This window comes from Pseudomonas sp. B33.4, assembly GCF_034555375.1.
In the GTDB taxonomy this organism is placed as follows: domain Bacteria; phylum Pseudomonadota; class Gammaproteobacteria; order Pseudomonadales; family Pseudomonadaceae; genus Aquipseudomonas.
Genome location: NZ_CP140706.1, coordinates 3,045,304 through 3,064,591, shown reverse-complemented (window position 1 = coordinate 3,064,591; position 19,288 = coordinate 3,045,304). Strand labels below are relative to the sequence as shown.

General features: G+C 57.6%; 13 protein-coding genes. 5 read left to right on the top strand and 8 right to left on the bottom strand.

What is annotated here, in order from left to right; all coding sequences use genetic code 11:
* Positions 1-96: 96 nt before the first annotated feature.
* The 3 genes from U6037_RS13525 to U6037_RS13515 are packed head-to-tail and all read right to left on the bottom strand — an operon-like array spanning position 97 to position 3,371.
* Positions 97-1,041 (bottom strand): HlyD family secretion protein, encoded by a 945-nt coding sequence (locus U6037_RS13525; RefSeq protein ID WP_322847115.1) that lies wholly within the window; start codon positions 1,039-1,041, stop codon positions 97-99.
* 4 nt (positions 1,042-1,045) lie between these two features.
* Positions 1,046-1,246: a DUF1656 domain-containing protein gene (locus tag U6037_RS13520; protein WP_016987298.1), complete on the bottom strand. Its 201-nt coding sequence runs from the start codon at positions 1,244-1,246 to the stop codon at positions 1,046-1,048.
* Positions 1,236-3,371, bottom strand: coding sequence for an FUSC family protein (locus tag U6037_RS13515; protein WP_322847114.1), 2,136 nt, complete (start codon positions 3,369-3,371; stop codon positions 1,236-1,238). The genes U6037_RS13520 and U6037_RS13515 overlap by 11 nt, the downstream gene beginning before the upstream one ends.
* Before the next feature lie 171 nt (positions 3,372-3,542).
* Between U6037_RS13515 and U6037_RS13510 the strand changes: the two genes are divergently transcribed.
* From U6037_RS13510 to U6037_RS13500, 3 genes are all read left to right on the top strand, one after another.
* The gene (locus tag U6037_RS13510) at positions 3,543-4,598 is read left to right on the top strand and encodes a tetratricopeptide repeat protein (protein ID WP_322847113.1); all 1,056 of its coding nucleotides are present in this window, start codon (positions 3,543-3,545) and stop codon (positions 4,596-4,598) included.
* 132 nt (positions 4,599-4,730) lie between these two features.
* Positions 4,731-6,233, top strand: a complete 1,503-nt coding sequence (locus tag U6037_RS13505; RefSeq protein ID WP_322847112.1) for an ATPase domain-containing protein — start codon at positions 4,731-4,733, stop codon at positions 6,231-6,233.
* Positions 6,230-7,900, top strand: a complete 1,671-nt coding sequence (locus U6037_RS13500) for an ATP-binding protein (RefSeq protein WP_322847111.1) — start codon at positions 6,230-6,232, stop codon at positions 7,898-7,900. Before U6037_RS13505 ends, U6037_RS13500 begins: the two co-directional genes overlap by 4 nt.
* 102 nt (positions 7,901-8,002) lie before the next feature.
* Here the strand turns inward: U6037_RS13500 and U6037_RS13495 are convergent, their stop codons facing one another.
* From U6037_RS13495 to U6037_RS13475, 5 genes are read right to left on the bottom strand one after another with little or no spacing between them, the layout of a single operon-like run.
* Positions 8,003-8,380, bottom strand: a complete 378-nt coding sequence (locus U6037_RS13495; protein ID WP_003225116.1) for a response regulator — start codon at positions 8,378-8,380, stop codon at positions 8,003-8,005.
* 44 nt (positions 8,381-8,424) lie between these two features.
* The gene (locus U6037_RS13490) at positions 8,425-9,639 is read right to left on the bottom strand and encodes a hybrid sensor histidine kinase/response regulator (protein ID WP_322847110.1); all 1,215 of its coding nucleotides are present in this window, start codon (positions 9,637-9,639) and stop codon (positions 8,425-8,427) included.
* On the bottom strand, positions 9,633-10,226 hold the full coding sequence (locus U6037_RS13485; RefSeq protein ID WP_322847109.1) for a chemotaxis protein CheB: 594 nt from the start codon (positions 10,224-10,226) through the stop codon (positions 9,633-9,635). Before U6037_RS13485 ends, U6037_RS13490 begins: the two co-directional genes overlap by 7 nt.
* Positions 10,223-11,056, bottom strand: coding sequence for a CheR family methyltransferase (locus U6037_RS13480; protein WP_122600440.1), 834 nt, complete (start codon positions 11,054-11,056; stop codon positions 10,223-10,225). Before U6037_RS13480 ends, U6037_RS13485 begins: the two co-directional genes overlap by 4 nt.
* On the bottom strand, positions 11,056-14,547 hold the full coding sequence (locus U6037_RS13475) for a response regulator (RefSeq protein WP_322847108.1): 3,492 nt from the start codon (positions 14,545-14,547) through the stop codon (positions 11,056-11,058). Before U6037_RS13475 ends, U6037_RS13480 begins: the two co-directional genes overlap by 1 nt.
* Positions 14,548-14,810: 263 nt before the next feature.
* On the opposite strand from U6037_RS13475, the gene U6037_RS13470 reads away from it, so the two are divergent.
* Together U6037_RS13470 and U6037_RS13465 are read left to right on the top strand one after the other, a co-directional pair.
* Positions 14,811-15,170 carry a response regulator gene (locus tag U6037_RS13470; protein WP_322847107.1) on the top strand — a complete coding sequence of 120 codons (360 nt, stop codon included), beginning with the start codon at positions 14,811-14,813 and terminating at the stop codon, positions 15,168-15,170.
* Positions 15,171-15,370: 200 nt separating this feature from the next.
* Positions 15,371-19,270, top strand: a complete 3,900-nt coding sequence (locus tag U6037_RS13465; protein ID WP_322847106.1) for a hypothetical protein — start codon at positions 15,371-15,373, stop codon at positions 19,268-19,270.
* The last annotated feature ends 18 nt before the right edge of the window (positions 19,271-19,288 follow it).

The window sequence follows — 19,288 nt, the reverse complement described above, 5'->3', positions numbered from 1 at the left end:
CCCTCTTCTGTAAGAGCTGCCGCAGGCTGCGATCTTTTGACTTTGCTTTAAAAGAGCAGATCAAAAGATCGCAGCCTGCGGCAGCTCCTACAGGGATCAGTTTTCCAGCACGGTGACGGTCGCTGTGGTGCCCGCACGCAGGCGGTTCTTGCCGGCGTAGTCACCATCAATCTCGATCCGCACCGGCACCCGCTGTGCCAGTTTTACCCACGTGTAACTCGGGTTGATGTTGGCCAGTAACCGGCTGCCCGGCGCGTTTTCCCGGTCGGCAATGGCGAAGGCAATGCTTTGCACGGTGCCGCCGAAGATTTCGCCGCTCATCAACTGAACGCGAACCCGATCACCCTCCACGATTCGTGGCAGCTTGGTTTCTTCGAAGTAACCACTGATGTAGAACGAATCGCTGTCAACCAGCGCCAATAAGGCGCCGCCACTTACTGCGTAGTCACCTTCGCGAGTCAGCAGGTTAGTGACATAGCCGCTGACCGGGGATTCGACACGGGTGCGCTGCAAATCCAGTTCGGCCTGGGTCAACGCGGCAATCGCCAGTTGCACGTTAGCCTCGGCCAGACCGAGATTGGCCTGATTGCGTAACAGGTCGGCCTGAGCCACCGCCACATCGGTACTGGATTTTTCCCATTCTTCCCCGGAAATCGCGAAACCCTGCTTGAGCGTGCGCCGCCGACGTTCTTCGCTTTGCCGCTGTTTGAGCAAGGCTTCACTGGCAACGATGGCCGCTTGCGATTGCCCCAGCGTTGCCTTGGCCACTTCCACCTCGCGGCGCGAATGCTCCACCGCCAGACGGTAACGCGCCGGGTCGATCTCCATCAGCAGCTGGCCCTTGTCGACATGCTGATTGTCCTGCACCGCGAGGCGGACAATGCGCCCGGAGACGTCAGCCGACAGCGTCACCACATCCGCTCTCACCCGGGCATCGCGAGTCCACGGCGCGCGGGTGTAATGCTCCCAGGCAAACCAGCCGAGCACGATCGCCAGCAACACCACTGCCAGCGTGATCAATCGCGTGAATAACACTTTCAAGGCATCAGGCTCCCATCAGCAAAATCAACGTGGCACAGACGCAGGCATACAAGGCTCCTTCGAACAGCGCTTCATGCCAGACCAGACGCAATACACCCAGGCGCCGCAACCCCCAGTCCAGCACCATGAATATCGGTATGGCCAACAATAACGCCTGGGCAATGGGCGGCAGGTAGACGCCGCCGATCTCGAAATCAATGGGCAAGGGCTGCTTCTCCTACCGGAACAGAACGCTGCAGGGTTTCACCGTGGCGCTGCAGAAATGACACGACGATCAACAAGGCCACGCGCATACGGAACAGCGACCACACATGCTCATGGCTGGCGACGTGCAGCTCATCCAGCTCGTCGCCCAATGCGTGCAGCGTGTCGAGCAAGGGCGCCAGTTGAACATCCTGGCGCCCGGCCACAAAACGCCCGGTCTTGCGCAATGCCGAAGACAGGCGCTGAGTGAAGGTGTCCGTCAGCAGCGCGTTGTGCTGTGCCTGTTGTCGCAACTGGTGTATCGCTACGCCCAGTGCTACGCAGGCCAGGCTGATCTCATACAGTTGCTGCATGGCGCGGCTGTTCACCGCCGGCAGCAGGCCAAGCATGCTGGTCAGGCGATCGACCATGCGGCTTTCGAAGGCAAATTGCTGTTCATCGGTGGCCGGCAACTTGCTCAAGGCATACACCTGTTCGCGTGCTTCGTTGTACAAACGGCGAATTCGCAGCGCCGGGCGGAACGGGAAAATCCACGCGTAGACGATCAACGCCAGCATCGCCGCGCTGACATAGGCGCCGGCAAACTCGAACCATTGAATGGCGGTGTTCTGCCCGGTACCGACATTCTGCGGGCCGATCATCAGGAAGCTCGACAAGCCCAGTCCCATGCCGATACCGGCTGTCGCAGGGCTCGCCAGTCCCACCGCGATGACATACAACAATGGCGCGATCATCAGCGCCAGCGGCTCGAAGTCACTGATCGAGGGCACCAGCATGAACTGATAGAGCGCCGACACCAGCAACGCCAGTCCCAACCCCCGTGCGTAGCTCTGCGCTGCCAGCAAGGGGCGCGGGAACGTCGCCATCAGCGAACAAAGGATGCCCACCAGAATCATCCCGCCACGGGCACCGTCCCACGCGGTTTCGATCCAGATCAGCCCCGCGACCAGCAACGCAGTGAAAGCGCGGATGGCATTCATCGACGCCAGCGTGAAGTCCAGATGCAGCGGGCTCGCCTGACCGCGATAGAGGCAACTGGCTTCCCTGCCTTCCTGAATGGCATCGCTCAACTCAAGGATCTGTTCGAGTTGTTGCAGCAGCCGCGCCTGCTCCCAGCGCAACGCCCAAGCGAGGGAACGCAGCGTGGCACTCATGTCCTCGGTCAATTGTTCGGCCTCATAGGCCAGGTCATCGAATTGCTTCTGCAATGTGATGAAACGATGACGCGCATCGGCCGATACCGAACGCCCCTGCTCCGCCAATTGATCAAGCACCGCGAGTTCTTCGGCGCGCAGTCGCTGGACTGCCAGTGGCAGATCGCCCTCCCAGCGCTCGGTGAGCAACTGCCGCTGATGCCGTAAAGCCGTCAGCCGCGAGGTGAGCAACATCAACTGATTGCCGAGCAACAGCACCAGATTGTTTGCGCTGCGCAAACGTGGCGCATCGAAATACAAGTGCCGCCGCAAGCCTTCAAGTGCGCTGATCTCGCCGAGCAACTGCATTTGCCGGCGCTGGAACTCGGCCTCGCTTTCTTCCGTACGCAGCACCGCCGCAGCGTGGCTGGCGGCGAGTTTGATCACCTGATCAACCTTGGCGAAATATCCCTTGGCCACGGCTTGCGGGCGAGCCGTCAGCAGACTGACCACACAGACGCATACCACGGCCAGCAAGGTCTCGGTGACGCGGGTAACCGCCAGCAGAAATGTACCGTCCTGATCCGGAATCGCCAGCAATGCCACCACCACTGCCGTGTAACCACTGAGCACGAACGCCTGCGAACTGGTGTAACGCAGCAACGTGCCGCCGGCCGTACACAGCGCCAGCCACAGGGCCAGGGTGGTGATGAATGGCAGCGGCGCCTGGGGGAAAATGGCCATGATCAACACCGCCACCGCCGCTCCGAGGGTCGTGCCGATCACCTGACCGAAACTGCGCGCCAGCGCCATACCGGCCAGCGGCTGGCTGACAATGACCACCGCCATGATCGACCACTTGGGCTGATCGAGGTCGAACAGAAACGCCAGATACAATGTCAGCAACCCCGCCGCAATGGTTCGCAGGGCAAACAGCAGAACGGCCTGACCGGGGTGGATCACTGCCTTGAAATAATTGAACAGGGCTTGCATGGGCACACTCATCGAAACGACTTCTGCAAGCGTAGACACTGCATCGAAAGCCTGACGGGTAACTGAGTCGACACAGCGTGTAGGGCGATTCGCATGCACAGGGTTTGACTCGTGGGCCGAGCTGACCGAAGCTTGCCGCTCTGCTCAAGTACGCCTGTTTCGGAAACCTGCATGCCTCAGTCTCGCCGCTACCTGCTTATCAGCCTGGGCCTTGTGCTTGTCATCAGCGTGGCCTGGTTGTCCGTGCGCAGCACCGCCCCGGTCATTCCCGACGCGATCAAGCATGGCTATAGCGAAGCGTTGAATGCCGCGCGCACGGGTGAGCCGGGCGCGGCGCGTCAGTTGTATCAACAGTTGGGCCGCCCGGACATCTCGGTCAAACGACGCGTGTGGCTGCACGGCGAGCTGCCCAACTACCCGAGCCCGCAAGCGCTGAAACTGGCCGATACGGACCTGCAGAACGAAGCCCCCGAAGTACGGCTGGCGGCGATAAAAAGCGTGGTGGGACTGGTGCCGGGCGGACAACGCAGCCTGTTGCTCGGGCCGATGCTCGAAGATGAAGATCAAACCGTGCGTTTTGCCGCGATCAACGCCCTGCTGGGCTTGACGCCGGATGAACTGGGTCTGTATTTCGCACCGCTGCAACAAGCGATTGATGGCTGGGAACAGACACTCAAGGCGCAGCCCGAAAGCGCCGCCAACTACGCGCAACTGGCTCGCCTGCATATCCACAACGCTGAACTCAAAGAGGCGCAGGTCGCACTCGACAACACATTGCGTCTGGAGCCCGGCAATCTGCCTGCGCTGGTGATGCAGATCGATGTCCTCGATCGCCAGGGCCAAACCGACGCCGCCCGGCAACTGCTGGGCCAGCAACTCAAGGCACAACCTGACTCGGCTTATCTGCAACATGCCTTGGGTCTTTGGCTGTTGCACCACGATCAGCGTGAATACGCCCTGCTCGGTTTGTCCAAAGCCGTCGAGCTTGAGCCCGACAACAAGGATTATCGCTACGACCTCGCCACCACCCTGCACAGCGCCGAAGAACTGGAAGCGGCGCAGAAGCAGTTGCAGGAAATCGTCCAGCGTCACCCTGCGGACCGCAAGGCGCGGGTCTTGCTGATCAATTACTGGAAAGAAAGCGGCCAACTGCAGAATGTGCAGATTCTGTTGGCACAGCTGGAGCAGCTCAATCCGGATGATCCGGCGCTGCAACAAGGTCTCTGAAGCACTTTCGACAGCTCGTTCGACACATCCCGCAAGGAATTTCGGAACTGCCATCACGCCAAAGGGTCAAGTTAATCAGGCCGTTCGATTCAGTCGACGGCCTCGCTTCCCCTAGTCATGAGAGGGCATTTTTTGTCTACTTCTAACGAGTTGATCAGTGCGAAAGCCGCTACCGGCATTGTGGGTCTGGATGACATCCTCGCCGGTGGTTTGTCTCGCGGTCATGTTTTCTTGCTGGAGGGTGAACCCGGAACCGGCAAAACCACGGTCGCTTTGCATTTTCTCCTGGCCGGCGCGAAAGCCGGCGAACGCTCGTTGTACATCACGCTCTCGGAAACCGAGCGCGAACTGCGGCAAGGGGCGTTGTCCCACGGCTGGACGCTGGATGACAACATCAAGATCTTCGAGCTGACGCCCCCGGAAAGCCTGCTCAATGCTGAACACCAGCAGAGTCTGCTGTACTCCTCCGACCTGGAGCTGGGCGAAGCCACCAAGCAGATTTTCGAGGCGGTCGAGCGCTTCAAACCGACGAGAGTCGTGCTCGACAGCCTGTCGGAGATCCGTTTGCTCGCACAAAGCTCGTTGCGCTATCGCCGGCAGATTCTGGCGATCAAGCATTACTTCGTGCGCTATAACGCCACCGTCGTGCTGCTTGACGACCTGACCACCGAGTCCCTCGACAAGACCGTGCACAGCGTTGCGCACGGGGTGATTCGTCTGGAGGAACTGACCCCTAACTATGGCGCCGAGCGGCGACGCGTGCGGGTGGTCAAGTACCGTGGGCAGAAGTATCGCGGTGGTTTTCACGACTTCACCATCATGGGCGATGGCGTGCATGTGTTCCCGCGGCTGGTGGCGGCTGAACACCGCGGCGACTATGCACGCTTGCAGTTGACCAGCGGCATCGCGGAAATGGACGCACTGCTCGGCGGCGGTATCGAGACCGGTTCCAGCACGCTGATTCTCGGCCCTGCCGGCACCGGCAAATCGTTGATCTCGATGATCTTCGCCGCCGCTGCCGTGGGTCGTGGCGAAAAAGCCGCGCTGTTTATCTTCGATGAAGAGCTCGGCCTGCTGTTCGAACGCATGAAGAACATCGGCATCGATCTCAAGGCGTTGCAGGCTACCGGCAATCTGTTGATCGAGCAGGTCGACGCCGCCGAGCTTTCGCCGGGCGAGTTCTCCCATCGCGTCCGGCGCTGTGTCGATGAGGGCGAGATCAAAACCGTGGTCATCGACAGCATCAATGGCTATCAGGCGGCGATGCCGGAAGAGAACGCGCTGGTCCTGCACATGCACGAATTGCTGCTGTACCTGAACCGCAAAGGCGCGGCGACGTTCATGACGGTCGCCCAGCATGGTTTGGTCGGCGACATGCAGGCGCCGGTCGACATTACTTATCTGGCTGACACGGTGATTCTGTTGCGCTACTTCGAAGCACTGGGCAAAGTCCGCCGGGCGATTTCCATCATCAAGAAACGTACCGGCAGCCACGAATCGACCATTCGTGAATACCGCATTTCCACGCAAGGCATGACCATCGGCGAACCGCTGGAAGCCTTTCAGGGCGTACTGCGCGGCGTACCGACTTACCTCGGCGCGAGCAATCCGTTGCTTCAGGAAGAGACCTTGTGACGGTTCAGGTGCCGCTGGCCGAACGGGCGCTGATTCTGGCGCCCGTGGGTCGCGACAGCCAGATTGCGCTGATGATCCTCAACGAGGTCGGCTACGCGGGAGTCGTCACGCCAACTCTGGGTGCGCTGTGCTCGGAGCTCGAACTGGGTGCCGGTCTGTTGCTGGTCGCCGCCGAAGCCTTGCGCGGGCCGGAACTGGAAGCGCTGTTCCTGCACCTTGAACAGCAACCGGCCTGGTCGGATCTGCCGATTGTGTTGCTGACCCATCACGGCGGTCAGGAACAAGGCCCCTCTTCGCGGCTGAGCGATCTGCTGGGCAACGTAAGCTTTCTTGAACGGCCGTTTCATCCCGCAACACTGGTCAGTATGGTGTCAGCCGCACTGCGTGGCCGACGACGACAATACGAGGCGCGCGACCGGCTGGTCGATCTGAGCGAAAGCGAGCGGCGTTTGCAGTCGACACTGGAAACCCTTGAGCAACAGGTCGAAGAGCGCACCGCACAACTGCGGCATAACGAAGAAGCGCTGCGCCAGTCGCAGAAAATGGAAGCGGTCGGCCAGCTCACTGGCGGTATCGCCCACGACTTCAACAACATGCTGACCGGCATCATCGGCAGCCTCGAGTTGCTGCGTCGGCGCCTGGCCCGTGGACGTCTGGATGACCTCGACAGCCTGATTGATCTGGGCGTGACTTCGGCCAATCGCGCTGCCAGTCTGACCCACCGTCTGCTGGCGTTCTCGCGCCGGCAATCGCTCGACTCAAAAGCCGTGCAGATGAACACCCTGGTGCTGTCGATGGGTGAGTTGCTGCAACGCAGCCTCAACGAAAGCATTCAACTGGACATGCGCCTCAACGACAAACTGTGGGTCGCCGAGGCCGACCCCAATCAACTCGAAAGTGCCCTGCTCAACCTGGTGATCAATGCCCGCGACGCCATGCCCGACGGCGGCAAACTGGTGATCGAGACCAGCAATCAGGTGCTCAAGCGTGAATTCACCGAGGCCTACAGCAATCTTGAACCCGGTGATTACGTAATGCTCAGTGTCACCGATAACGGCAGCGGTATGCCGCAAAGTGTCATCAACCGCGCGTTCGATCCCTTTTTCACCACCAAACCGATCGGCCAGGGCACCGGCCTCGGTCTGTCGATGATCTACGGTTTCAGCAAGCAGTCCCGAGGGCATGTCTCGATCGACAGCGAAATCGACGAAGGCACCACGGTCAGACTCTACCTGCCACGCTTTCGCGGCGAAGAACTGTCCAGTCCCGACTCCGCTGTTCAACAGGCCCCGGACGCGCTGGACGGCGAAACCGTGCTGATCGTCGAGGACGACCCAGCCGTGCGCGTGCTGGTTTGCGCGGTGCTCGGTGAATTGGGTTATGCCTTTGTCGAAGCCAGCGATGCCGACAGCGCCGTGCCGATTCTGAACTCGGCGCAGCGCATCGACCTGCTGATCAGCGACGTCGGCCTGCCGGGCATGAACGGCCGGCAACTGGCGGAGGTTGGCCGACAATATCGGCCAGGTTTGAAAGTCTTGTTTATCACCGGCTACGCCGAGCACGCAGCAGTGCGTGGCGGCTTCCTCGATTCGGGGATGCAGATGATCACCAAACCGTTCACCTTCGATCTGCTGACCGCCAAGGTGCGGGAGATGATCAAAAGCTGAAACGCTGAAACTGTAGGAGCTGCCGAAGGCTGCGATCTTTTGATCTTGTTTTTAACGATCAACATCAAAAGATCGCAGCCTGCGGCAGCTCCTACACAGATATCAGGCGAGCAATTCCTGAATCTTTTCCTGCAACACATCCAGATCGAACGGCTTTTCCAGAATCGGCGCCTTGCGCGTGATCGGGCTGCCGGTTTCGCGGATTTCCTGCGGATAACCGCTGATGAAAATCACCTTCAGGTCCGGGCGCAGCTTGACGGCCGGTTCGGCGATCTGCACGCCGGAGATACCGCCCGGCAAGCGGAAGTCGGTGATCAACATGTCCAGATGCGGCTTGCTCGCCAGTATCTCGAACGCCTGCTCGCCGTTTTCGGCCTGCAACACGCGATACCCCTGCCCTGACAAGTAATCCGTCAGGACCATCAAGATAACCGGTTCGTCCTCGACGACGAGTACTACATCTTGTGCATCTACGCTCATGGGAAGCCTTTGTTCGGTCAATAGCTGCTGATACGACCGTACGGTCAATCAGAGGTTGCGTCGGATGTGCCGTTTTCCTGGATTGGCAGACAAACGCGAAACTGGGCGCCTTCGTTGATTTCACTCTCGACGACGATGGAGCCGCCATGGGCGGCGACGATCTGCTCGGAAATGAACAGACCCAGCCCGAGCCCGGCCACTACCGTCTTGGCGGAAACCCGTTCGAACTGTTGGAAAATACGCTTCTGATTCTCCTGGCTGATGCCGATGCCACGGTCCTGCACCTCGACCCGTGCTTCATCGCCCTCACGGTAAACCCGCACCTGAATCGGGCTGCGACCGCCATAGCGCAGGGCATTGGTGAGCAAATTGGTCACCACCTGCTCGATACGGAATTCGTCCCAGTTGCCTTCCACTGGGGCTGGCGCGCTAAACGACACTTCTGTTTCGGCAGCTTCAATCTGTTGCGCAAAGTTTTGCAGCAGGTTGCTGACCAATTGCACCAGATCGAAACGACTCGGCCGGATCGAGAGTTTGCCCGTGCGAATGCGCGACACGTCGAGCATGTCTTCGATCAGCCGGATCAGGCTTTTGATCTGCCGTTCATCGCGGTCGACCATGGCGTGCATCTTGTCGAGGGTGAATGCCGCTGCGTTGTCCCGAGCCAGGTGCATCTTGCGCAACTGGGTTTCCAGGATCAGACCGTTGAGCGGCGTACGCACTTCGTGGGCAACGATCGACATGAAGTCATCGCGCATACGCACCGCTTGCTCCAGCTCCAGCTGCGTGCTTTGCAATTGCTGCAACAACGCTTCCTGCTCACGACGAGCCTGCTCCAGCGCTTCGACCTGCTGCTTCATCGCCTTGCTCTGGCGGTACAGGTCGACGAAGACGTTGACCTTGCTCTTCACCGCATGGATATCCAGCGGTTTGTGCAGAAAGTCCACCGCCCCGCTTTCGTAACCCTTGAACGCGTAATTGAGTTCACGGCCGGCGGCGCTGACGAAAATGATCGGGATGTTCTTGGTTTTCTCGGTGCCGCGCATCAACTCGGCGAGCTCGAAGCCGTTCATCCCCGGCATCTGCACGTCGAGGATGGCCATGGCGAACTCGTGCTGCAGCAGCAACGACAGCGCTTCATCCGCCGACAATGCTTTGTAGACGGTACGGTCTTCACGCTTGATCAGCGCTTCGAGTGCCAGCAGGTTCTCCGGCAGATCGTCGACGATCAGCAGTTTGGCTTGGATATTACTCAGCATGCGATTCGTTCCAGCTCGACAAGCAGACGGCCGATGCCGTGAATGGGTAGGACATGATCCGGCTGCTGAACCTTCAGTGCAGCCAAGGGCATGGTGGCGACTTGCGCCTCTTCGGGATCCTGGACGATGGTCAAGCCGCCGCAGCGTTTGACCTCGGCCAGCCCGCGCGCGCCATCGTGATTGGCGCCGGTCAGCAGTACAGCGGCCAGCGATGCACCGTACGCGTCGGCGGCCGATTCAAACAGGTAGTCAATCGAAGGCCGGGAATAATGCACGCGGTCCTCAAGACTCAGCGACAGGCTGCGATCCTGCTCCACCGACAGGTGATAACCCGGCGTCGCGAAATACACGTTGCCGGCAACGATGTCCTGTTTGTCGGCAGCCTCGTGCACCGGCATTTCTACACGCCGGGCGAATACCTCGGCCAACTGGCTGCGGCGCTCTTCGGGCAGGTGCAGGACCACAATAATCGGCAATTTATATCCGTGCCGCAGCGGCCCGAGCAGGCTTAACAGCGCCTCAACGCCACCGGCGGAAGCTCCGACCACAATCGCCTCGACGCGAGGTAAAGCCACGGCCTCGTTCATGTTTTGCGGTAGATCCGTTCTTGTTTCACCAGCGCTTCGAACTGGTTGGCATAACTGGAAAAATCCAGTGTCTCTTTGCTGCCGAGTACCAGAAAGCCGCGATGGCAAAGCGATTCATGGAACAACCCGAACGCGCGATCCTGCAGTTTCTTGTTGAAATAAATCAGCACGTTGCGGCAGGAAATCAATTGGGTTTCGGAGAACACGCTGTCCGTCGCCAGACTGTGGTCGGCAAAGGTCACGTTTTCGCACAGACTCTTGTCGAAAATCGCGTAACCGTACGCTGCAGTGTAGTAGTCGGCAAACGATCGCTGACCACCGGCCTGCTGATAGTTGGCCGTGTAGGCACGAACATTCTCCATCGAGAAAATCCCCTGCTTGGCCTTGTCCAGCGAGCGCGGGTTGATGTCCGTGGCATAAATGATCGTGCGATCGAGCAGGCCCTCTTCGCGCAACAGAATCGCCATCGAATAGACCTCCTCGCCCGTGCTGCACCCGGCGATCCAGATCTTGATCGACGGATAGGTACGCAGCAACGGCACCACTTCCCGGCGGATCGCGAGGAAGTGCGACGGATCGCGGAACATCTCGCTGACCGGAATCGTCAGCAATTGCAGCAACTGCATGAACGCTGTCGGGTCATGCAGAACCTTTTCCTGCAAGGCCGAAATCGTCGCGCACTCGAACTGGCTCAACGCGTGCTGCACCCGGCGCTTGATCGAAGCACCGGAGTAATCGCGAAAATCGTAGCTGTACTTGAGGTAGATCGCCTCAATCAACAAGCGCAGTTCGATTTCACTGTTTCGTTCGGCTGGCGTACTGCGTTCCACTAAATGCGTTCCATCTTCGGTAACCACACGCGAATCAGCGAGAACAGGCGATCCAGGTCGATGGGCTTGGCCAGGTAATCATTGGCGCCCGCCTGCAGGCAGCGCTCCTGATCGTCCTTCATGGCCTTGGCCGTCACCGCGATGATCGGCAGCTTGCGCCAGCGCGGATCCTTGCGGATTTCAATGGTGGCTTCAAAACCGTCCATTTCCGGCATCATCACGTCCATCAACACCAGATCGATGTCCTCGACTTCGTTAAGTCTCTCAATCGCCTCACGGCCGTTACGGCCGATGACCACGACTGCACCTTTGGTCTCCAAGGCGCTGGTGAGGGCGAAAATGTTGCGTACATCGTCGTCCACCAGCAGCACCTTGCGACCCTCGAAGACCTTGTCGCGGCTGCGCGCGGTCTTGAGCATCTTCTGCCGTTCATGGGACAACTGCGATTCGACTTTGTGCAGAAAGAGTGTGACCTCGTCCAGCAAGCGCTCCGGCGAGCGCGCGCCCTTGATGATGATCGAGCGCGAATACTTGCGCAGTTCGGCCTCTTCATCGCGGGTCAGGTTGCGCCCGGTGTAGACGATGACCGGCGGGAACGAGCAGATGTCTTCGGTCGACATGCGCTTGAGCAGATCATTGCCGAGCATGTCCGGCAACTTCAGGTCGATGATCATGCAATCGTAAATTGTCGTGCGCAGCAGCTCCAAAGCGTCCTGTGCAAGGCCAACGGCAGTAATTTCGATGTCTTCGTCGCCGATCAGCCGCGCGATGCTTTCGCGCTGCAAATCGTCATCCTCAACCAGCAGCACGCGTTTGACCTTCTGGGTCAGCTTGGCTTCGAGACGGGCGAACACGTCCTTGAGCTCTTCGCGGGTGGTCGGTTTGACCGCATAACCGATGGCGCCCATGTGCATGGCCGCTTCAACGCGATCTTCGACGGAAATCACGTGCACCGGGATGTGCCGGGTTTCGGCGTGCTCTTTCAGGCGTTGCAGTACGGTGAGGCCAGAGTGATCCGGCAGGCGCATATCGAGCAGGATCGCATCCGGAACGAACTCTTTGGCCAGGTCATAACCCTCGTCTGCGCCATGGGCCACCAGACACTGATAGCCGAGTTCATGCGCGAGATCGTAGAGGATGTGCGCAAAGTTCGGCTCATCTTCCACCACCAGAATGCAACGCGTGGCGAATGGCGCCTTGTTGCGGTCATCGGCGAAGCGCGGAATATGCACTGGCGCCAACGGCGAAACCACCGGTGCTACCGGTGCGCTGACCATTGTGGCGGGCGGCGTAAAGGTCAACGGCGCGAACGGCACTTCATGGGACTCGTTGAACTGCTGCGGCAACACCAAGGTGAAGACACTGCCCTGCCCCGGCGTGCTGCTGACGCTGATCGAGCCACCAAGCAAGGTCGCCAGATCCCGCGAAATCGACAAGCCCAGACCGGTGCCGCCGTATTTGCGGTTGGTGGTGCCGTCGGCCTGGCGGAACGCTTCGAAAATGCTCTCCTGCTGGTTGGCGGCAATGCCGATACCCGAATCGCGGACAATGAACGCAATCCGATCATCAGGCTGACCAGCGATGGTCAGGCTAACGGTGCCTTTCTCGGTGAACTTCACAGCGTTGGACAGCAGGTTCTTGATCACCTGCTCCAGACGCTGGCGGTCGGTGTAGAGCATGCCCGGAGCACCGGGCTGCAGATCGACGCTGAAGGTCAGTTGTTTGTCTGCCGCCAAAGGTTCGAACACGCTGCGCAAGCCATCGGCCAGACGCGCGACGCTGGTGTTCTCCGGAATCACTTCAAGCTTGCCCGCCTCGACCTTGGAGATATCCAGAATGTCGTTGATCAGGTTGAGCAGGTCGTTGCCAGCGGAGTAGATCGACTCGGCAAACTTGACCTGTTCGGCGCTGAGGTTGTCCTGCGGGTTTTCCGCCAGCAACTTGGCCAGAATCAGCGAACTGTTCAGCGGCGTGCGCAGTTCGTGGGACATGTTGGCGAGGAATTCGGACTTGTACTTGCTCGAACGCTGCAACTCTTCCGCGCGTTCTTCGAGCTGCACCTGGGCCTGATTGAGTTCGGTGTTCTTCAGGTCCATGGCGTCGCGTTGCTCGGCCAGGGTTTGCGCCTGTTCGGCGAGCTGCTCGTTGGTCTGTTCCAGTTCGACCTGCTGGGTTTCCAGATGCGCCTGGGACTCCTTGAGAATCCGCGACTGTTCTTCCAGCTCTTCGTTGGCGGTTTTCAGCTCTTCCTGCTGCACCTGCAACTCTTCGTTGAGCTGCTGGGTTTCGGCCAGCACTTCTTGCAGTCGCTGGCGATAGCGCGCGGCTTCGATGGAAGTGCCGATGTTGCCGGCGATCAGTTCCAGCAGTTCGATATCGCGATCATTGAGAGGACGCAGGAAACCCAGCTCGATCACGCCGTTGACGCGGTCGTCATCACTGGTCGGCACCACCATCACACTGTGCGGCAAGCCTTCACCCAGCCCTGAGCTGACTTTGAAGTAGTCCGCCGGCACCGAATCGAGACGAATCAGCCGCGCCTGTTGCGCCACCTGGCCAACGATGCCCTCGCCGCTGTAGATCGACTGGTCCTGCTCTTCCTGCTCGCGGGAGAAACCATAAGTCGCGACACGCTTGAGGCCGCCGTGCTCTTCGCGCACATACAGCGCAGCCACAGCGGTGCCGAGGTATTGCGCACAGAACTGCAGAATATTGCGTCCCAGCAGATTCAGCGTCAGTTGCCCCAGCACCTGCTCGGCCAGTTCGGTCTGACCATTGCGCAACCACGCCTGCTGTTCCAGGCGCTCGGCACTGGCTTCCTGTGCAGCCAGGGTCGCCCCGTAGCTCTGCGACAGATTGACCAGATCACGACGGCCAATATAGGCCAGCAAGCCGCTGATACCGGCGATGAACACCAGGTAAAGACTGATGCTCCAGATCGTCGTGCGACGTACGTCTTCATTACGCGTCGTGCGCAGTACCTGTTCGGTTTCGATAACGTCTTCGAATTGCTTGCGGATTTCATCAGTCAGACGCTTGCCGCGCCCGGCCTTGACCGCGCCCCGGTAATCGCCGCTGGAACGCTGCAGATCGATCATCGACTGTGCGTAATTGGCCCACTCGATCTGCAAGGCTTGCAAGCGGCGCAGACGATCGGTCTGCACCGGGTTATCGGCGGTCAGTTCGAGCAAGGTATTGAGTGCTACGGTAATACGCGGCTTGGCCGTTTCATACGGGTCGAGGAAGTGCTCGTCGCCGCTGAGCAGAAAACCGCGCATGCCGGTTTCCAGGTCCACGGTGAGCTTCACCGCTTCATTGGCGTTATTGATCACCCGGTCGGTGTGCTCCACCCACTGGATCACCGACAGCAGATAAGTGATCAGCGACACGAAGAACACGGCACTGAGTACACCGACGCCCAAGGGCAGACTGATGTTGCGACTCAGGAGTTTGCGAAACCGTTGCTCATCAACCGTAGACTGAGAGGACATGGGGCAGCCTTGTCGAACTGTTGAAAAACAGGGAGTTTGCCCCAAAACGGCGGTATGGATCCATTTTTCTCACACGTTTAGTCGCAAATTCCTACGCACACAGGCGTGTTTGCGGCCCCGAACAGTTATCCTTGCGACCCCATCCGCAGCTATGCTTTTTTTCTGTCGGGTGGGGAACTTGTGGCACTGCGCCACTTACTGATGAAGAAGCCCGGCACTTTTGATCGACCGGCGACCCTGAACTGACTTTTGAGAGCCTTATTATGTCTACCCCCACCTCCACCATCCTTGTCGTAGAAGACGACGACATCGTGCGCATGCTGATTGCCGATGTGCTGGAGGAGTTGGAGTTCAAGGTGCTTGAGGCGGAAGATGGCGACGCTGCGCTGGAGCTTCTCGAGGACATGAATAATCACATTGACCTGATGATGACCGATCACGGTCTGCCGGGCATGAACGGTCGCGAACTGGCAACCAAAGCTCGCGAATTGCGCCCCGCCTTGCCGATTCTGTTCGCCAGTGGATATGCCGAATCCATTGACGTGCCTAAAGACATGCATGTCATCGGCAAACCGTTTTCAATTGATCAACTGCGCGACAAGGTAAAAACAATACTGGGGTAGAGTCAAAAGCGTCTCAAGTGTATGGCGTGCGACAACATTCGACGCACGCTGTTATATCCCCGAATATCTTGCAATGCACTAGACCTGTAACTACGCAACGGACATTACTTATCCTGAGTTAACGCTTTGATCCTGCGCAACCAAAAAATGTGCGCCGGCATTAAAGACACTTCAAACTCATCAGACTCAGGATACAACTTATGCGGCCGGCGTTACCCATTGATACTTCATTCATAGACCGCTCCGTTTACGACAAACAGGAGCGAGCGCACATCACTCGCGCCCTGAGGACTACTTTAACGAGCCTTGATTCGAGCGTGACGGTTGATCGTTTCACCGTGAGTGCATCTCTGCCATCGGATTCAACTGTCGACCTGCAAGACCTGTTTATCCCTCGCGTTGCCGGCAGTACATTTGACGAGGCGTATGATCCTGCTCGCAACGTAATGCGGAAAATGACTCAAACCGAGGCGTTTTCGATCCTGCTCAACAAACTTTCTTACGCTGCCGATATTCAAGTCGGCATTGACGTCAATGCCGATCTTTTCATGGTCTTTGACTCTTATCGTTTCAGCATGCCAACAGCGTCTGATCACACCGGAGCGCTGGCTGGTGAAGTGATGATACTTGCAGAACTCGCCAAACAAACCGGTGGTTATGTCTACTCCGGCGAAGTGACAGGCGTCGAGCAGTGGCTGGCCTTCGGGGGTTTTACGCTACCGAAAACCCAAGGTGAAACAGAACACCTTATCGCCTATCTCGACTTCGAAATTCCCGCGCCCCCGGCACTGGGCGATTATCATGAATTATTGTCAGCCGATGAGAACTCACCGTTCCATTTGTCGGTTTCCGACCGTGAAACCATTACCCAAGTCATTCAGCAAACCACTCAAGGCAAGACGAGCCTTTTACAAAAGCTAACATTCGCTAACTTTAATTTGATTCCAGCCCCCGATAAGCGCAACAACGCAGATAAATTTCTGGAAAGCTTCTTGAAAAATAAGATCACTTCCAGTGTCGGCGAAGCACTCCATCAAAGTCTCGACTGGCATCTGGCTACGGACGATGCGCAAGTGCGCGACCGCCAACTCAAAGAGTTAATGGTCGCAGCGCTGATCATCGATATCGAAGCGCAGTCCGATGAGCCCTCCATCGCGGGGTATGACGTCTATCAACCCTTGAACGCAACACGCAGCGTCGCACAAGTGCGCGAAGACCTTGAACTGCATCTGATTGCCAAAGGTTTGATCGAACCGGACAACGCGCCGCTGGCAGCGCATCTGCTCCTGGCCGGGACAGCACCCGAATTTCTTGTTCAGGACATCCCGTCCGAATTGACGCTGGACAAGCCCGGATGGGTGGCCATAACGCAAGCCGTGGCGTTGATAGAATCAGCATCGCCAGGATCATCACGCTTGATGACGTTTGCGCAGATCAAAGCGTTTTCGGATCTGGCGCCCGTTACCCCCGAGCAGAACGAATTACACGACGCCGCCGGAATTATCCCCGTAGTCAATTGGGCAGTGCTCAATGACGTCATCACTTACCGGATGGCAAAGGACTACGACAAAGACGCTCTGGTCAAATCCACAACGTATTTCAATCGCTACATGGAAGCGCTCGGGCAGTCCGAAACGGGCCTGTCAACCACGCCTCCCGATCGGACTAAAATCGCGTTGCAGGAACTGAAAAGAGTGATGCCAGATGGTGGCTATATCGAACAGAAAACTTTCGAAATAACCTACCTCGGCAGCTTTGGTGAGCGCAGTTGGTTGGAGGGTTTGAAAGCGGCGCATCCGGCAGGCATTCTCAGCGAGTTCTGGGACTTTATTGCTACCAGTACGGATAACAATAAATACGCAATAAACAGTCTGTTACGGCTGCGCCTGTCGATTCTGGATCTTTACCTCTCCGGCGACCTTGTTGAAGAAGGTAAATTGTCGGAGAAGTTCAAGCAACAAAGCGGCTTCAATCCGCCACCCGCTGCTTTCACTCGCCTGGGGGAACTTGGATCGCCTGAAAAGCTGTTTGATAAAGCCTTCGACACTTATTATCAGAACGTCCGACAAGGATTATCGTCGGTTATCAAAATGGCCCTTTGCAACATGTCGGAGCAGGATCGGTATGCACTGACAAATGGGCACATGACGCTCTACACCGTCAGGAAAGAAGTCAATCCGCTGAACCCACAGGAAGAAACCCAAAGCGATCGCGATGAGGCGAAAGGCCGTTATGGGATCATTCTCTGCTGCAAGAACGGACGCGAAACGCATGCCTATGAATTGTTTACGTTGCGCGGGTTGTGTCGCGCGCGACCGGAACTGGCAGCCATGTTGCAAGACACCGGGATCATTCATGATCACCCTACACTCTCGTATCTTGGCGACAAGCAAGACTTCCAGCCAAAAAACAAAGCTCAGGAATGGCCTCTGGACTTTGCGGCCTACAACGAAGGTAGCGAGCCACGAACCAGCCAGACGTCCAGTGTCGTCGTAGAGAAACTTTGGCACATGAGTCTGAGTGCGACCGACGTGCGACCGGTCTCGCTGTTTTTCTCTCGTACAGCCGATGACATCGCCGAATGCATACTGACCGATCATCCCGTTGCGAGCCGCGATGAGTTGTATGACTCGCTTGATGTCTACACAGGTTTGAAAGAGTGGCGTAGTACCAAAGACAAGATCGAGCGGGTGGTGATCAATGTGATCGTGCCTTTCAAGCAATGTATTGAAGACATTCGCTCCGGGCGCGCTGATCGCGTGTCAGAAGGGATCGGCGGGTGCGTTCTGGACGGACTTTCGGTCCTCGGATTGTTGGTTGGCCTAGGCTCAACGGCAGCAAGCATTATCGCCAAAACAGGCTCGACAACACTCAAACTACTGAAAATTTCCAGAGCTATCGCCCGTGCAGCCCTGTCCCTGATCAACCCGCTCGACGGGCTGCCGACGCTGGCACGCAAGGGCCTGCGACTTGCAGGGCGGGGCGTTGTCTTTGTCGGCGAAAACGGTCTGAACGCAGTCAGAACCGCCAATACGCAGCTGCGAAAACTGGCCGGCGGCGCAAACGCCTACGATTTGTTCAAGGCCGAACGACTGACCGATATGCGTCAGGCGACCTGGCGGCGGGCCGGCAGTCTCGACCAGACACTTGACATTGCAGTGCTTGAACGCAACAGGGAATGGCACGCGTTCAATCTTAGGACCGGGGGGGCGTGGGGGCCTAAGTTGAAGGTATTCAATCTGAGCAACTTTTCACCCTTCAAGCGTTTTTTCACAAAACCCACACCTTTCAGTTACACACAAGGCTATCTGACAAAAGGCATTCAGCATGCAAAAGGCAGTTTGGACAACACAATAGAGATGATCTCGAACATACATGCAAGCGATCATGAGGTGGACTGGTTACTCAAAAATGTATTTGGTACCACCAGCAGTGAAGCCATTGAATACATCAATAAAAACTTGCGCGTCATGCGCAAGGATCTAGATCACGTCCAACTTTCTAACGTAGTTTTTCGACCTCCCGTGCCGGAAGTCCTCGCCTCCTTGCGCCTCGAAAGCTACGCAAAATGGAAAGCAGGCATCGAGGCCGGAGCGAATGTGAAAAAAACCGGGTTTCTGGCGATTTATTCAGACAATCTGGATGCGTACTACAAGTCGTTCAAGTATGACGATGCGATTATTGGAGATGTCCTCGTGCACGAAATGTCCCACGGAGGGCATGGTACACTGGACATGTACTACGCCGGCGAGCAGGCCGGAAAAACCGATGCCGTCGGGCTGTTTGAGTTTGCCAAGAATCCGTACAAAAAAGCGCACCCCAAGAACTTAATCAGCCCGCATCGCCGGTTTGCACAACAAAAGGGCTATGATGATTTTGAGCAACTCAGAGGGTCGCTGCCCTACTTCGTAAATGACCATCCTCCACTTGTGAATGCGGATTCGTATGCACTGTTTGTTTCACTTCTCGATCAGCGCAAGACCGCACCTGCTGCGTTTCAAACCAATCTCTCGATCATAGAAAATGGATTGAAGACACTCACGCCTGAAAATTTTATCCAGGGGCCGTTGCTGCTTGACCTTGCAAGACCCGCTTTTTAAAGAACACAGGCCGCACTT

Bases quoted from the DNA above. Each gene is read 5' to 3' on its own strand.
- U6037_RS13515 (WP_322847114.1), bottom strand. From the start codon at position 3,371: ATGCAAGCCCTGTTCAATTATTTCAAGGCAGTGATCCACCCCGGTCAG.
- U6037_RS13510 (WP_322847113.1), top strand. From the start codon at position 3,543: ATGCCTCAGTCTCGCCGCTACCTGCTTATCAGCCTGGGCCTTGTGCTT.
- U6037_RS13495 (WP_003225116.1), bottom strand. From the start codon at position 8,380: ATGAGCGTAGATGCACAAGATGTAGTACTCGTCGTCGAGGACGAACCG.
- U6037_RS13490 (WP_322847110.1), bottom strand. From the start codon at position 9,639: ATGCTGAGTAATATCCAAGCCAAACTGCTGATCGTCGACGATCTGCCG.
- U6037_RS13485 (WP_322847109.1), bottom strand. From the start codon at position 10,226: ATGAACGAGGCCGTGGCTTTACCTCGCGTCGAGGCGATTGTGGTCGGA.
- U6037_RS13475 (WP_322847108.1), bottom strand. From the start codon at position 14,547: ATGTCCTCTCAGTCTACGGTTGATGAGCAACGGTTTCGCAAACTCCTG.
- U6037_RS13470 (WP_322847107.1), top strand. From the start codon at position 14,811: ATGTCTACCCCCACCTCCACCATCCTTGTCGTAGAAGACGACGACATC.
- U6037_RS13465 (WP_322847106.1), top strand. From the start codon at position 15,371: ATGCGGCCGGCGTTACCCATTGATACTTCATTCATAGACCGCTCCGTT.